The following is a 14455-nucleotide window of genomic DNA, read 5'->3' as shown; positions in this document are numbered from 1 at the left end:
GGTAATATTATTTTACCAAATGGAGGATCAGCAATGGAAATGCCCCGGCCAAATCCCGACGTGCTTGCCCGAAAGCAAAACGTGCTTGCGCGGTTGCAGCAGGTCCTGCCTGCGGATGCCGTCATTCATGATCCGGCAGAAACAAGGGCGTATGAATGCGACGCGCTGACCGCGTATAGATGCCCGCCGATGTTGGCGGTCCTGCCGTCGACTACGCAGGAAGTCTCGGATGTCTTGCGCATCTGCCATGACGAGGGCGTGCCGGTTGTACCTCGCGGCTCGGGCACATCGTTGGCGGGCGGCGCCCTTCCAACCGCCGATTGCGTGATTCTGGGCATTGCGCGGATGAACGACGTGCTCGAGACCGATTATGACAATCGGTTCATACGGGTTCAGACGGGGCGCACCAATCTGAGTGTGACCGGCGCGGTCGAGGAAGAAGACTTCTTTTATGCCCCCGACCCATCCTCGCAGTTGGCCTGTGCCATTGCGGGTAACATCGCGATGAATTCGGGCGGGGCGCATTGTCTGAAATACGGGGTCACGACCAATAACCTGTTGGGCGTCAAGATGGTCATGATGGATGGCTGTGTGGTCGAGATCGGCGGAGCCCATCTGGATTCAGGCGGTCTGGACCTGCTTGGTGTGATCTGCGGATCCGAAGGGCAGTTGGGCGTCGTGACCGAGGCAACGCTGCGTATTCTGCGCAAGCCCGAAGGCGCGCGGCCCGTCCTGATGGGCTTTGATGACAATGAGGTGGCGGGGCAGTGCGTGTCCGACATCATCAAATCCGGCATTTTGCCCGTGGCGATCGAATTCATGGATACGCTTTGTATCAAGGCGTGCGAGAACTTTGCACATGCTGGATATCCGGATTGCACCGCGCTTTTGATCGTAGAGGTCGAAGGCTCGGAAGCCGAGATCGACTACCAGCTGTCGAAAATCATCGAGATTGCTAAACGCCACAACCCGGTCGAACTGCGCGAAAGCCAATCGGCTGAGGAAAGCGCAAAAATCTGGCTGGGGCGGAAATCGGCCTTTGGTGCCATGGGGCAGATGAATGACTATATGTGTCTGGATGGCACAATCCCGGTCTCATCCTTGCCCGAAGTGCTGCGCCGGATCGGAGAAATGAGCGAGGAATACGGCTTGCCGGTCGGTAACGTTTTTCATGCGGGTGACGGCAACATGCACCCGCTGATCCTGTTTGATGCCAACAAACCCGGTGATCTTGAGAAATGTGAGGCGTTCGGTGCTGAAATCCTGAAGCTGTGTGTGGATGTTGGCGGCTGTCTAACAGGTGAACATGGCGTTGGGATCGAGAAGCGGGATCTGATGTCACATCAATATACGCCGCAGGATCTTGAGGCGCAGATGGCTGTCAAAGACGTCTTCGATCCGCGTTGGCTACTGAACCCGGCCAAGGTGTTTCCGCTGGACGTGTCCGAGCAGCGTCGTTCCGTGCCAATAGCCGCAGAATAGAGGGGCTATGCCCCGCCGCGCTACGCGCGCCTCCCCCAGAGTATTTTTGAAAAGATGAAGCACCATGAAACCTGAAACCGAGGCCGATCTGGCCAATATTGTGGCCGATCTGAATCAGCCGGTCCGAATAGTAGGGGGCGGTACGCGAGGTATCATCGGATCCGAACAAGTACTGAGCATTGCGGGTTTGAGTGGAGTATCACTGTATGAACCTGGCGCGTTGACGTTGGTAGCGAAGGCTGGAACACCGGTTTCTGAGATTGAGGCTGTACTTGCTGCTGAAGGGCAGCAATTGGCGTTTGAGCCGATGGATCATCGTGGCCTGATGGGGACGGATGGCGATCCGACCATTGGTGGTGTGGTTGCCGCGAATGTCTCGGGTCCGCGCCGCATTCAGGCCGGGGCATGCCGCGACTATCTGTTGGGTGTGCGTTATGTCGACGGGCTTGGGCAAGTCATCAAGAACGGTGGCCGGGTGATGAAGAATGTCACTGGCTATGACCTGGTCAAATTGATGGCCGGGTCCTGGGGGACCTTGGGAGTGCTGTCCGAAGTGTCGTTGAAGGTTTTGCCCAAATCAGAGTCGATTGCCGCGTTGGCCGTTCAGGTTGGGAGTGTTGCTCAGGCTGTTCAGACCCTATCTGCGGCACTGAAATCCCCGTTTGAGGTCAGCGGAGGGGCATATGATCCGGCAGCAGGGCACGTGCTATTGCGGCTTGAAGGCTTTGCAGATTCGGTTGCGTACCGGGTTGACCGGTTGAAAACCGAATTGGCTGGGTTTGGCGAAATTTCAGAGATCGAAGACGGCGAAACGCTTTGGCGTTCCGTGCGCGATGTCAGCATGTTCAGCGATGTCGAAGGTGATGTCTGGCGCATCTCGGTCAAACCGGGTGCGGCTTCTGAAATTGCGGCAAGGTTAGAGGCCGAAAAGTTGTTGTTGGATTGGGGCGGCGGATTGATCTGGGCATTGGTTCCTGAAGGCTCGGATGTTCGCACGCGATTGGGTGCGTTTGAGGGTCACGCGTCACTGGTGCGGGCGGATGCCGAAACGGTTCAGGCCTTGGGCCGATTTCAGCCTGAAGCTGCGGGCGTTGCTGCGTTGTCGCAAGGACTGCGGCAACGGTTCGATCCCAATGGGATCTTCAATCCGGGTCTGATGGGGTAGGCGGATGCAAACGACTTTTTCGGACAAACAGTTGCAGGATCCAGCAACCCAGCGATCGAACGAAATCCTGCGAAGCTGTGTGCATTGCGGGTTTTGTACCGCGACCTGCCCGACCTATCAGATTCTGGGGGATGAACTGGATAGCCCAAGGGGGCGTATCTATCTGATCAAGGACATGCTTGAGAATGAGCGTGTGCCGGATGAGAAAACCGTCAAACATATCGACCGATGCCTGTCCTGTCTGGCGTGCATGACAACCTGTCCGTCGGGCGTGCATTACATGCATCTGGTCGATCACGCGCGGGAATATATCGAGGACAACTACAAGCGACCATTCTCGGACCGCGTACTAAGATGGATTCTGGCGCAGATCTTGCCTTATCCAATGCGGTTTCGGTGGGCTTTGATCGGGGCCAAACTGGGCCGCCCCTTCCGGTTCCTGATGCCTGATGCACGATTGCGCGCAATGTTGGAAATGGCGCCCAAGCATATTCCACCGGTCAGTCGGAACGATGACCCACAAAGCTTTGCACCCAAGGGTCCACGCAAAAAACGCGTCGCGCTTATGACCGGGTGCGCACAAAAGGCACTGAACACGGATATCAACGATGCCACGATCCGGCTTTTGACCCGTCTGGGGTGCGAAGTTGTGGTGGCCGAGGGGGCGGGATGCTGCGGGGCCCTTACCCATCACATGGGTAAAAGTCGGGAAAGCCACACAGCGGCGGCGGCCAACATTAGGGCCTGGACGCGCGAGATGGACAGTGACGGCTTGGATGCCATCGTCATCAACACCTCGGGCTGCGGGACAACGGTCAAGGATTACGGGCATATGTTCCGCAATGACGTTCTGGCGGAAGATGCGCAGCGAGTATCGGCAGTCGCGATGGATATCAGCGAATTGCTGATGCAACTGGATTTGCCAACTGCGGATGACACGGGATTGACCGTTGCCTATCACGCAGCCTGTTCGCTGCAGCATGGCCAGAAGGTCAAGAGTTACCCAAAGGATCTGCTGAAACGCGCGGGGTTCACTGTTGTGGAACCGGCGGACAGCCATCTGTGTTGCGGCAGTGCGGGGACCTACAACCTGATGCAGCCCGAGATTTCGGCGCAGCTGAAACAGCGCAAGGTCCGAACGCTGGAAGCAAAAAAACCGGATGTCATCGCGGCGGGCAATATTGGATGCATGATGCAGATCGGGTCTGGCACCAGCATCCCGATCGTGCATACGGTCGAGCTGCTGGATTGGGTCACTGGCGGCCCTGAACCACGCGGTCTGAGGCACGGCGACGGTGTCGATCTAAATGTGCCAATCCTGCGATAGCAGTTTGCTGATGCAGACCAGCATCAGTTGCGCCTGAAAACCGGGCGCAACACCACCGCCCTATTTTCGCCCAACGCGGCACATAAGACACTTACCTCGGGGTATTTGCCGGAGAACCGCGTGCGGAACTGGATCATGGCCATCGCGATCAGTGTGCTGCCTATCGCGGCCACGGCGCAGGATTCCGGGCTAAAAAGCCTGGAGACATCTGATTCCGGACGGGATTGGATGGCGGTGGGGCGTCTGGATATCGCGGGTGGCGGGTTTTGCACCGGAACACTGGTATCGCCCGACCTTGTCCTGACAGCCGCGCATTGCTTGTTTGACAAGGCAACCGGTAAGCGGGTCAATCCGGCGGATATCGAGTTTCTTGCGGGCTGGCGTCTGGGGCGTGCACTGGCATATCGAACGGCGCGCCAAGCGGTTGTTCATCCAGATTATGAGTATAGCGCAATAGCCTCTAAAGACCGCGTTCGTGCGGATATTGCGCTGATCGAGCTTTGGCAGCCGATCAGAAGTACATCCGTTGTTCCGTTTGAGACAGGCGTTCAACCCACCCGGGGTGAAGACGTGGGTGTCGTATCCTATGCGCAGGACCGGGCCGAGGCGCCCTCGCTTCAGCAGGTCTGCTCGGTCATGAACCGCAATTCGGGGATTCTGGTGATGTCCTGTGACGTGAATTTCGGCTCATCCGGTGCCCCGGTTTTTTCGTTCTCTGAAACACGTCCTCAGATCGTGTCGGTCGTCGCAGCCAAGGCCAGCATGGATGGCCAAAGCGTGGCGATCGCAACGTCCGTCGAAAACTCGCTGGAATTGCTGCGTGCCGAGCTTGATGCAGGTCGCGGCTATGGCTTGTCCGCGCCCGGAAATGACACCGGCAAGAATATCGGCGCGAGGTTTATTCGGCCATGATCAGAAGTCTTACAATCTCTTTGCTTTGCCTGTTGATGGCCGTGACCACCGGATATGCACAAAGCAGCAAGCGCAAATTGACCGATCGGGATGATCTGTATGGCTGGGAAGCGATTGGCCGACTGGACATTGGCACCGTTTCCTTTTGCACCGGTACATTGATCGCGCAGGATATTGTTCTGACCGCAGCCCACTGTGCTTTGGACAAGAAAACTGGCAAAGCCTATTTGCCGGGCGAGGTCACATTCCGGGCCGGGCTCAGCAATGGGGCGGCCCTGGCGGACCGCAAGGTTGTGCAAATTGCATCCCACCCCGGCTATGGCACCAATGACGTGTTATCGCCTAGCAGCATCCGGGTTGACGTCGCATTGATGCGATTGGAAGAACCGATCCCCTACTCGGTTGCGGATCCCTTTGCCCTGTACAGTGGGCGCGTGTCCGGCAAAGAGATCAGCATCGCCTCGTACGGGCGGGGACGATCCGAGACGATCACGCGCGAGCGGTCCTGCCGCATGCTTGAACGCCGGCAAGGTCTGATCACCTTTGATTGCGATGTCACTTTCGGTTCATCAGGCTCGGCCATTCTGGCCAAGAACGGGCCGCGTTGGCAGATTTTGTCGGTCGTCTCGGCGGTCGGGTTCCACCGTGGCAAGAAAATTGGTTTTGGCATGGAACTGGCGGAAGTTGTAGCCGATCTCAAAACGATCTTGCGCCGCGATGCGCCGCAGCCAAAGCCTACAATCCGCAGGCTGCAGGTTGGTTCGGACAAGTCCAGTTCAGGGGCTAAATTCATCAGTTCCGGAGGGGGTTGAACTCGGCCAAATCGCTACCCATGTGAATTGTACCGGGTCGCCAAATATGGGGCTCGGTACCAATCACCGCCCGTCCATTCGGAGGGCCTATTTCGTAAATCGCTCAAGAATGAGGATACGACACATGCGTAGTTTTGATTTTGCACCGCTGCACCGCGCCACCATTGGTTTCGACCAGATCGCAGACATGATGGACCGTGTACTGACCAATGACGTGGCTCAACCTAGCTATCCACCATACAACATCGAAAAAACCGATGCTGACACCTACCGGATTTCAGTAGCCGTCGCCGGATTTTCCGAAAATGACCTGTCGGTCGAAATGAAAGAGAATTCACTGCTCGTGGCCGGTAAGAAATCGACCGAGGACAAAGAGCGCAGCTATTTGCACCGTGGCATCGCGACCCGCGCATTCGAGCGTCGCTTTGCTCTGGCCGATCATGTTCGTGTCACAGGTGCCAGCCATGAGAACGGCATGCTGAATATCGACCTGAAGCGGGAAGTGCCCGAAGCACTGAAACCACGCCGGATCGAGATTTCTTCGGCCAATGCGATCGAGAAGGACGTGGTTGACGCCAAAGCCGTGAACTAAGGCTTATGAAAATCGCGCGGTAATCCTCTCCTCCCTTGGATTGTCGCAACACGCGCCCCGCGTTCCTCCAGACGCGGGGCGTTGTTTGTAGCAAGGGGTGAAATGTAGGAAAACTATGCTGTCGGTCGCCGGACCCTGATTGCAGCCTCTTAAATTGAGTGACAAGATCGCTCTTGTACGAGTGAGACTGCGCAGTGATTGGATCGAAGAAAGGAATGCCGATTGGGCGAAGGTGACTTTGGCGTACTTTATGCCTTGCTTGTTTTGTCGCCTTACATTGCCGTGGGCTTGTTTTGTCTGATTGGAGTGTTTCTTCTTCTTAGAGCCGGGCGTGGATCAAAGACTGTTGGCGGTGGTATGCTCGTTGTTGCGGCCTTGGGTGTTTTTGGAATTCCCGCCCTTAACAGCATTCAGCAAAACAACACGACGAATGAATTTCTAGCAGCTGCTGTGTTGCCTGATTCCATTGGAATGAACGACTCCAACATTCTGGTCGTGGGATCACAGTCTCCGGATTGCGCTTTGATATGCGCTAAAATGATTGATGGCGGATATGCGTCTGAGATTACCGAGGTTCGCATCGGTCAGGGTCCGACCGAAGAAATCTATCGCCCGGGCCCGTTTGATCTTACGCGTTTGAAAGGCTTTGCCCAGGATGCAAACGGACGAACACTGGTCGCGAAACAGGTTACTGATCAGGTTGAGTACGTTCTTTTTAACGAAACACACTGGCTGTCTTACCACGACAAGCAGTCATTCCTACAGTTTCCTGAGCAGGCCTACAGTGGCGTTTTCCTGTTTCGGGTGATGGATCCGCGTGCGTTTGATGTCTCGCAAGCCGAGCTTCTTTTGCGCATCTATCAGTCCGAACCGAAAGAAAACAAGTTTCTTTGGTTCTCTGAAACTTCCGACGATCGATCCCTGCCTAGTGACGCGCAAATCGCACAGATATTCGACGACGTCCTGTCGAAAGGTGCAACTCTCGCCGTCGAGCAATGAATTGCGACCGGCTTGCGTAAGGCACGAATGTCTCGTTCATTGGACCCAGTACCGCCCCGCTCGCTTGTGGGCGGGGCGGTAGGTGCAGGGCAGTTTGGTCAATTCCCGGCCGTTACCGATCCTATCGACCAGAACATCGTTTCGCCCGAGGCGTCGTCGACCCCGTCATTGTCAGTCATCACGAACGCTTCGCCCGAAGACAGGATGGCGAGACCTTCGATCTTGTCCAAGACATAGCCACCCGTCGAAGTCAGGTCGGGCAGCAGATCGCGGACCAGCTCCTTGCTGACCACGGGCAGTTCGCCACCCAGCGGGGCAGGGGTCATTTCTGACAGCGGGATGCGATAGACTTTCTTAGTCACCGCCCGGTGGTCGTGTTGGTTGTCGCGTTCGATGACGTACACATGATCACCAAAGGCCACGATTTCCGACAGGCCGACCCAACCGGTTTCGGGATCGGCTTTTGGATAGTGCACGGCGCCCCATTCCTTGGTCTCAAGGTTATAGGCGACCAGCTTGACATGGTTTTCGGGATCGTCCTTCCACTCACGTTGAACGGCCATCCACAGGGTGTCACCGACCTTGGTGATACCCTCAAAGCCGAAGCGTTTTTCAACGGCCATCAGTTCCTGTGGCAGGCCGATCTCGCCCTTGCGGTCCTTGATCAAGCCGTCCTGCGAGACGTGGTAGATCGCGTGCGGGATGACGCGGTCTGTTCGGCCTTCCGAGGCGACATAGAATCCGCCTTCACCGTCAAGCGTGATGCCTTCCAGATCTAGTTTCTGCGCCGCGTTGCCGTCCTGGCGGTGGATGCGGATGACGTCTACGATGCGGGCGGGCTGTTGGCTGGGGTCGATCTTGAAGATGGAGGGCTGGAAGCCGTAAAAGCTGTCATTTACGGCATAGATCATGCCGTCCTCGTCCGCGACCAGACCGGATAGCGCGCCCCATCCGATCAACTCATCCGCACCTTCCGAGGTCAGGTGCGGATAGGTGGCGGGCGCGTCCTGATACTCGTAAATCATGACGTGGGCACGCGGGCCGCCATCTTCGATCAGGTCTTTTTCATTGGCCGAGATCAGCAGGTTACGCTCGGGGATCGCCACATAGCCTTCGGGGCCAACGCCCGAGGGCAGCAACTGCTTCAGAACCGGGCTGGCCGGGTCCGTGGCATCATAGACACCAACGACCGAGGCGCGTTCTGCTCCGACAAAGATCATTGGCGTGTCGCCGAAGGTGGCAGCTGTTACGCTTTCGGGTTCCACGCCTTTGTTGTCGGACCGTTTGTCGGGGTAGTGGCCGATCTGAATGATGGCCTTTTCGAACTCGGTACCGTTTTCATAAACGACGCTGCCGTCCTTGTGGAAAATCGTCCATCCGCGTGAACCGCCCTTGTAGTCGCCTTCATTTGCGGTGGCGAAGTGCTTGCCGTCGATCCATTTGACCGCATCAGGTTCGCGCAGGCGTCCCTTCTGGCTTTCGGTGAAGATCAGCGCGCCGCGTTCGTCTGTGGCGTCAATGGCTTCCAGGTCAACGCTGCCAGCCGAGAAATGGTTGATTACGATGCCATCCTTGTCGACAACCGCGATGTGGTTGTTTTCCTGCAAGGTGATGACCGTTTCACCTAGGCCGTTGATGTCCACGAATTCAGGCTCAGGATCGGTGGGTGCAACTTCGGTCAGGCCGGTCAGGTTGGCCATTTTCATCGCCGCGCACTCCATGGCGCCGTCTTTTAGTGGGACCAGTGCCAGAGACCCGGCGGGCAACTGCGGGATGATCCCTTCATTCAGGCCTTCATCGCGCTCGTTCTCAATCGCAACGGCAACAAAGCTGCCATCAGGCGCAATGGCGACACTGTCGGGTTGGCCACCCAGATCACAGGCGCCGGTTTCCGCTTTGCTTGAAACATCGACCGAGATCAGCTTGCCGGAAGGCGCGGTGTAGCTTTCGGATGTGTTAACCCCGACAAACGCAGTTGTGCCGACGATCGCAACGGATGTCGGTTCACCACCCACATCCATTGTGCCGGCGGGGGCGGGGTTGGCCGGGTCGGTGATATCGATCATGCCGATCGCACCCAGCGGGCTGTCGGTGTAAACCAGCATCATGCCATCCACGGTGGCGGCGATGATCTCGGGTGAGGTTTCGCGGTTGGTGTCCGCGCCTTCGGCCATGTTCTTCACGACGGGGAAGGACGCAATTCTGTTGAAATTCATCTCTGCCATGGCCTGACCGGCGGTCAGGGCAAGGGCAGATGCCAGGCAAACAAAGCGCAATGACATCGGTTGGTATCCTCTCTCACTTGGATGAGAGTGGGATGGCCGTCGTTGATTGCAGATTTGTGACGCTTTGAATGCGCTTTTGTGACAAGCGGCGAAAAACTGGGGATGAATTACGCGGCCCCCGTCCGGGCACCCAAAACCAAGGGCCGCTTGTGATCAGACCGCCATGCAGATGTATTTCATCTCCAGGTAATCCTCCATCCCGTGATGGCTGCCTTCGCGTCCCAGACCAGACTGCTTTATGCCGCCGAACGGACCCAGTTCGGACGAGATGATGCCAGTGTTTACGCCGACGATACCGTATTCAAGCGCCTCGGCCACTTTGTAAACGCGGCTCAGATCTTTGGCATAGAAATAAGAGGCCAGGCCAAAGATCGTATCGTTGGCCATCGCGATTACATCATCCTCGTCTTCAAACTTGAACAACGGTGCCAGCGGGCCAAAGGTTTCTTCCTGAGCAACTTTCATATCTTGAGTAACCCCGGTGACGATGGTCGGCTGAAAGAAGGTGCCGCCCAGATCATGCGGCAGGCCGCCGGTCAGAACCTGACCACCATGAGCGGTGACATCCGCGATGTGATCCTGAACTTTGACGACCGCCTTTTCGTTGATCAGCGGGCCAGTTGTGACGCCTTCGGACAGACCATCGCCAACAGACAGCGCTTCGGTCGCTGCTTTCAGCTTGGCGGCGAAAGCGTCATAGACACCAGCCTGTACGTAGATACGGTTGGCGCATACGCAAGTCTGACCGTTGTTGCGGAACTTGCACATCATTGCGCCTTCGACGGCCGCATCCAGATCAGCATCGTCGAAAACAATGAACGGTGCATTTCCGCCCAGTTCCATCGAGCACTTCATAACCTGATCCGCAGCCTGCCGCAGCAGGATCCGCCCCACTTGGGTCGAGCCGGTAAAGGTCAGTTTGCGCACGCCCGGGTTTTCGCAGAATTCCTTACCGATTTCACTGGCGTTCACTGAAGGGACAACATTGAACACGCCTGCTGGAATGCCTGCACGGTCGGCCAGAACGGCCAGTGCCAACGCCGAAAGCGGGGTTTCTTCGGATGGGCGTGCAACAAAGGCGCACCCGGCGGCCAGCGCAGGCGCGGCCTTGCGCGTGATCATGGCGTTGGGGAAGTTCCATGGCGTGATCGAGGCCGCAACACCAATCGGCTGTTTCAAAACTGTGATCCGTTTGTCGCGCTGATGCCCGGGGATGGTTTCTCCGTAGACGCGCTTGGCCTGTTCGCCAAAGAACTCGATGAAAGAAGCACCATAGCCGATCTCACCCACGGCTTCGGCCAACGGTTTGCCCTGTTCGGCGGTCAGGATTTTTCCCAAATCCTCGGCGCTGTCCATCATCAGGTCGAACCAGCGCCGCAGGATCACTGCGCGCTCTTTCCCGGTCAGTTTGGCCCATTCTTTCTGAGCGGCCTCGGCCTGGGCAATGGCGCCCGCAACCTGTGCGCGGCTCAGATCGGCAACCTCGGTCAAAACATCGCCGCGTGCCGGGTTTGTGACAGGAAAGCTCCCGTTATCACCATCCACCCACTGACCGCCGATATAGGCTTTGGTCGCTAGCAATTCGGGGTCTTTCAGGATCGATTTCAGATCGGTTGTTGCGTCCAGCATAGCTTGGCCTCCGGCAGGAAAAGAATTGGGTGCACACAATCAGGTGGGGCGGGTCTTGTCTAGGACCACTCCGCCTGTCGGATCAATCCAGATCGTATAAAATTCAGGCGATGCGCGGCATACCAAATCTTCTTTGGACTGCCCTGTCTTGCCTATCTTTTTCGCTGCGATTTTGCCAAAGTCCCACTAAATTGTGCGCCCAAGGGGATGTAAACCATGTTAACATTCCCTATCTTATTGGGCAATTGAAGAAAAACAGGGATAGCAAAGATGTCGAACCAGCAATTCGAAGCGTTGATTGAACAGACTCAGACAAAGGTGCGTGAGTCGCAGTCGCAGATCGAAGGTCTGACATCTCGGATCGAAGCCGCCCGCGCCAAGATCGGAACCGCCGAGGCGGATATCGACATCGAAAACGCGACGCTTGGGGATGTGCATGCCCATACCGAGGTGATGAACGCCAACATTGCCGAGCTGATCATGGGTCTGGACGATGTCACCAGCGCTTTTTCCAAGGATTTCGACGAAATGCGCTCGAAATCCGGGTGGGAATCGTTTGTCGGCATCTTCTCGAAAGGCAAGTCCGAGTCGATGCGGCAGGAGCGTATGCGCACCGCCAATATCGATGACAAGCTGCAGGACCTGATTGCGAAATCCGATGTGATCGTAAAGCTGCTGCAAGGGCAGTTGTCAGTGCTGGAAGAACAGCGCGTCAAGGTCGAGGACAACCTGACCGTCACGCTGGACGACCGTGAAGCCACTGTCGCTGAACTGGAAGCACTGCGGGCCGAGATTCAGGGCATGGACCCGACGATCATCACGTTGGAAAACAAGATATCCGTCGAACAGGACGCCGCCGCGCGGACACAGCTGGAAACCGAACTGGCCGAGCTGAACAAGCAATATAACGCCAAGGTTCAGGAAGAGCAGGTCAAGTTGGCCAAGTCACAAACGCTCGAACGCTACATCGAAAAGGGAAAGACCTGGGTCGATTCACTGCAGAACCAGGCGGCGACACAGATGGTGCTGATCAATAAGCTGCAGACAGACACGCAACAGCGCGTGGTGCTGTATGACGCCCTGACCAAATCGCTGAAAACGGCGCAGCAGCAGGACGTGGCCCACCGCATCAACGAGATTGGCGTGCAGACGGACCAAGAGGCGCAAACCGCCATGGCCGCCATTGGCACCGCGACCAACCAGAAAATGGCCGATATGCTCGAAGCGCATGAGGACCACATGGTCTTTGCCCGCGACGTGCTGGAAAAAAAGGCCAAGGCGGATGAGCGGTTCGCGCGCCGGTTTGCGTCGATTGTGGAGAAGCATGATAAGAATCTGTATGGGGGTTAAAGCCGTTGAAGGAACTGCCTAAGAAATGGCGCGTGGTTCTGACAGTTGCGTTGTTTGTAGTCCCATTTTCCATGATCCTGCGCGGTATTGGGACTGAAAACTCCGATCTAATTGTTCTTGCGGTCTGGGTTTTTCTATTCGGTGGCTTTGCGCTCAACAGAGTGTCGCCGCAATTAGCCAAGGATGGAAGCAAAGTAAAAACCCGGATGAGTTTTCTCCAAGCGTGTCAGGACAAGGAAGTGTGGATAAGAGGTTTCAAACGGTATTGGATCATTGATCTTGGGACATTGGTCGCAGCTATTGTCTTTCTGAATTGGGGCCTTCCTTGGGGAGGCGTCCTAGGCTTTGTTGGTTTTATGGTCGTGGGAAAAATTGAGCAGTCGAGGCGCGAACTCGATGAACTGAGATCACGAGCATGACTGACCCCACGCAAGACCATGTCGGCCTTACCGATACCTTCGCATCGCGAAAACATCAAAAAAAACCAATTAAAATAGGTTCTACTGATGACGTGGCTTAATCGCAAAGACATTAGGTTACTCTGGGTCGGCCTCTTTCTCGTAATTTGGCCCATCCCAATTTATGGCTTGGCGCTTTTTTTGGACAAAATCGATGCAAAAGGTGGTGCCTACAAAGTGCTAGGTATCCTCGCCGTTTACGTTGGGCCGGGAAGCATTGTTATTGGACTCATAGTTTTCGCATTGTACCTGATCTCAGAAGTTCTTCTTCTGCCTTGGCGGCTTCGCCAAAGCTGTAAGGACAAGCGTAGTAGCTCAGCTTATGACTGATCCCACCCAAGACCATGTCGGCCTGACCGACACCTTTGCCTCGCGCCGCTATTTCCGCAAATTTGAGGTAATCACCGTTCACCTCCTGCGCGTGGCCGCGACGATGGAGGCAGAGGGCGCGATCTCGAAGCAAGAGGTGCGGATCGTGTCGCGCTACCTCTCGGGGCTGCTTTACACCTTTCGTGCACTCAGCATGAAATACCTGCTGGTCGGGCGCGATACCGGGCGGTTCTTTGGCAGCCTCGCCATGGACAAGCGCGACAGCGGGTTTCCGGTGGCGGCCGAGTTGCTGACCATGGCCAATGACGCGCAGCAGGCGCAGGTGCATCTGGCGAATATGCCCTCCGAGGATGAGCTGAAAACCGACATGGTCCGCACAATCATCGGCGACCGGGACATCCCCACCAAGCTGCAATTCGCGCTGTCGCAACGGCTTTATTACGAAGAGTTGCTGAAAGGAGAGCTGTTCTGGGCTCGCAACGATCCCGAATGCCACTGGATCGGGAATGAAGGCGAGCGGCGGCGGTTCCTCATCCACTGGGCGGTCTATGACAGCCAGATCAATCTGCCGGTCATCTACCTGATGCAGTTGGAGGACGGCGGCAAAACCGCCCTGCCCAAAGACCAGCGCCGCTGGCCCGAGGTTCAGGCCCATCTGATGGCGCAGGCGCTGGGCGGTTTGAAACTGGTTACGATCGCCAAAGGGTTCGATCAGGATTTCGACGACCTCCATCCCAAACATTTGCGCCGCATTCATGTGGGACCGATGTATTCCTCGGCTTATACCGAACAATCCGGTCCTCTGCGGCAGGTGCTTGAGGACGCGCAATCGCCGCAGGGGGAAGACTGGGCGCTGGCCTGGACCACCGAAGAGCTGCAAAGCGAAGAAGTGATCGAAGAACGCGCCGGCTGGTTTTCTACCGTCGAGCGTGAGGTTTTTGCACTGGACCCGTTCGGCGGGCAGGGGGCCGAGACCGGGGCGACCCACACCCAGCGGTCGATCATATTGCCTCAGCGTCCGTTTCAGGTGCTGGCTGAGCGTAACCCGTCGGGATTTGGTGATGTGCGCAAATTCGTGGTCAGCAAGAGCGGGCAGGTGTTGCGCTATTAGTTT

The 14455-nt window shown here is 56.5% G+C and carries 12 protein-coding genes; 10 read left to right on the top strand and 2 right to left on the bottom strand.

The genetic code is table 11. From position 1 onward, the window contains the following. The first annotated feature begins 33 nt into the window (after positions 1-33). From Q1B21_RS08660 to Q1B21_RS08630, 7 genes are all read left to right on the top strand, one after another. Positions 34-1482, top strand: a complete 1449-nt coding sequence (locus Q1B21_RS08660; protein ID WP_299888371.1) for an FAD-linked oxidase C-terminal domain-containing protein — start codon at positions 34-36, stop codon at positions 1480-1482. A 64-nt stretch (positions 1483-1546) separates the two neighbouring features. Continuing rightward, positions 1547-2647, top strand: coding sequence for an FAD-binding protein (locus Q1B21_RS08655; protein WP_299888368.1), 1101 nt, complete (start codon positions 1547-1549; stop codon positions 2645-2647). A 4-nt stretch (positions 2648-2651) separates the two neighbouring features. Next, the gene (glcF, locus tag Q1B21_RS08650) at positions 2652-3974 is read left to right on the top strand and encodes a glycolate oxidase subunit GlcF (RefSeq protein WP_299888365.1); all 1323 of its coding nucleotides are present in this window, start codon (positions 2652-2654) and stop codon (positions 3972-3974) included. 120 nt (positions 3975-4094) lie between these two features. Then, positions 4095-4886, top strand: a complete 792-nt coding sequence (locus Q1B21_RS08645; RefSeq protein WP_299888362.1) for a trypsin-like peptidase domain-containing protein — start codon at positions 4095-4097, stop codon at positions 4884-4886. Beyond that, positions 4883-5698: a trypsin-like serine protease gene (locus tag Q1B21_RS08640; protein ID WP_299888359.1), complete on the top strand. Its 816-nt coding sequence runs from the start codon at positions 4883-4885 to the stop codon at positions 5696-5698. The genes Q1B21_RS08645 and Q1B21_RS08640 overlap by 4 nt, the downstream gene beginning before the upstream one ends. A 124-nt stretch (positions 5699-5822) precedes the next feature. Continuing rightward, entirely contained in the window at positions 5823-6290 is a 468-nt protein-coding gene (locus Q1B21_RS08635) for an Hsp20 family protein (protein WP_298936468.1), read from the top strand. A 222-nt stretch (positions 6291-6512) separates the two neighbouring features. Next, entirely contained in the window at positions 6513-7289 is a 777-nt protein-coding gene (locus tag Q1B21_RS08630; protein ID WP_299888357.1) for a hypothetical protein, read from the top strand. 98 nt (positions 7290-7387) lie between these two features. Here Q1B21_RS08630 and Q1B21_RS08625 read toward each other — a convergent pair whose 3' ends face one another. Beyond that, entirely contained in the window at positions 7388-9571 is a 2184-nt protein-coding gene (locus Q1B21_RS08625; RefSeq protein WP_299888354.1) for an esterase-like activity of phytase family protein, read from the bottom strand. Positions 9572-9727: 156 nt separating this feature from the next. Further along, positions 9728-11203, bottom strand: a complete 1476-nt coding sequence (locus Q1B21_RS08620) for an NAD-dependent succinate-semialdehyde dehydrogenase (RefSeq protein ID WP_299888352.1) — start codon at positions 11201-11203, stop codon at positions 9728-9730. Between the two features lie 270 nt (positions 11204-11473). On the opposite strand from Q1B21_RS08620, the gene Q1B21_RS08615 reads away from it, so the two are divergent. The 3 genes from Q1B21_RS08615 (at position 11474) to Q1B21_RS08605 (ending at position 14452) form a co-directional block, all read left to right on the top strand. After that, entirely contained in the window at positions 11474-12553 is a 1080-nt protein-coding gene (locus Q1B21_RS08615) for a hypothetical protein (RefSeq protein ID WP_299888349.1), read from the top strand. A gap of 5 nt (positions 12554-12558) precedes the next feature. Continuing rightward, positions 12559-12972 carry a hypothetical protein gene (locus tag Q1B21_RS08610; RefSeq protein WP_299888346.1) on the top strand — a complete coding sequence of 138 codons (414 nt, stop codon included), beginning with the start codon at positions 12559-12561 and terminating at the stop codon, positions 12970-12972. 361 nt (positions 12973-13333) lie between these two features. Then, positions 13334-14452 carry a hypothetical protein gene (locus Q1B21_RS08605; protein ID WP_299888343.1) on the top strand — a complete coding sequence of 373 codons (1119 nt, stop codon included), beginning with the start codon at positions 13334-13336 and terminating at the stop codon, positions 14450-14452. Positions 14453-14455 lie beyond the last annotated feature (3 nt).

Origin of the sequence: uncultured Ruegeria sp., from assembly GCF_947504215.1 — a bacterium.
In the GTDB taxonomy this organism is placed as follows: Bacteria; Pseudomonadota; Alphaproteobacteria; order Rhodobacterales; family Rhodobacteraceae; genus Ruegeria.
Note: the sequence above shows the minus strand (reverse complement) of the source record. Positions and strands in the feature narration are given on the sequence as shown.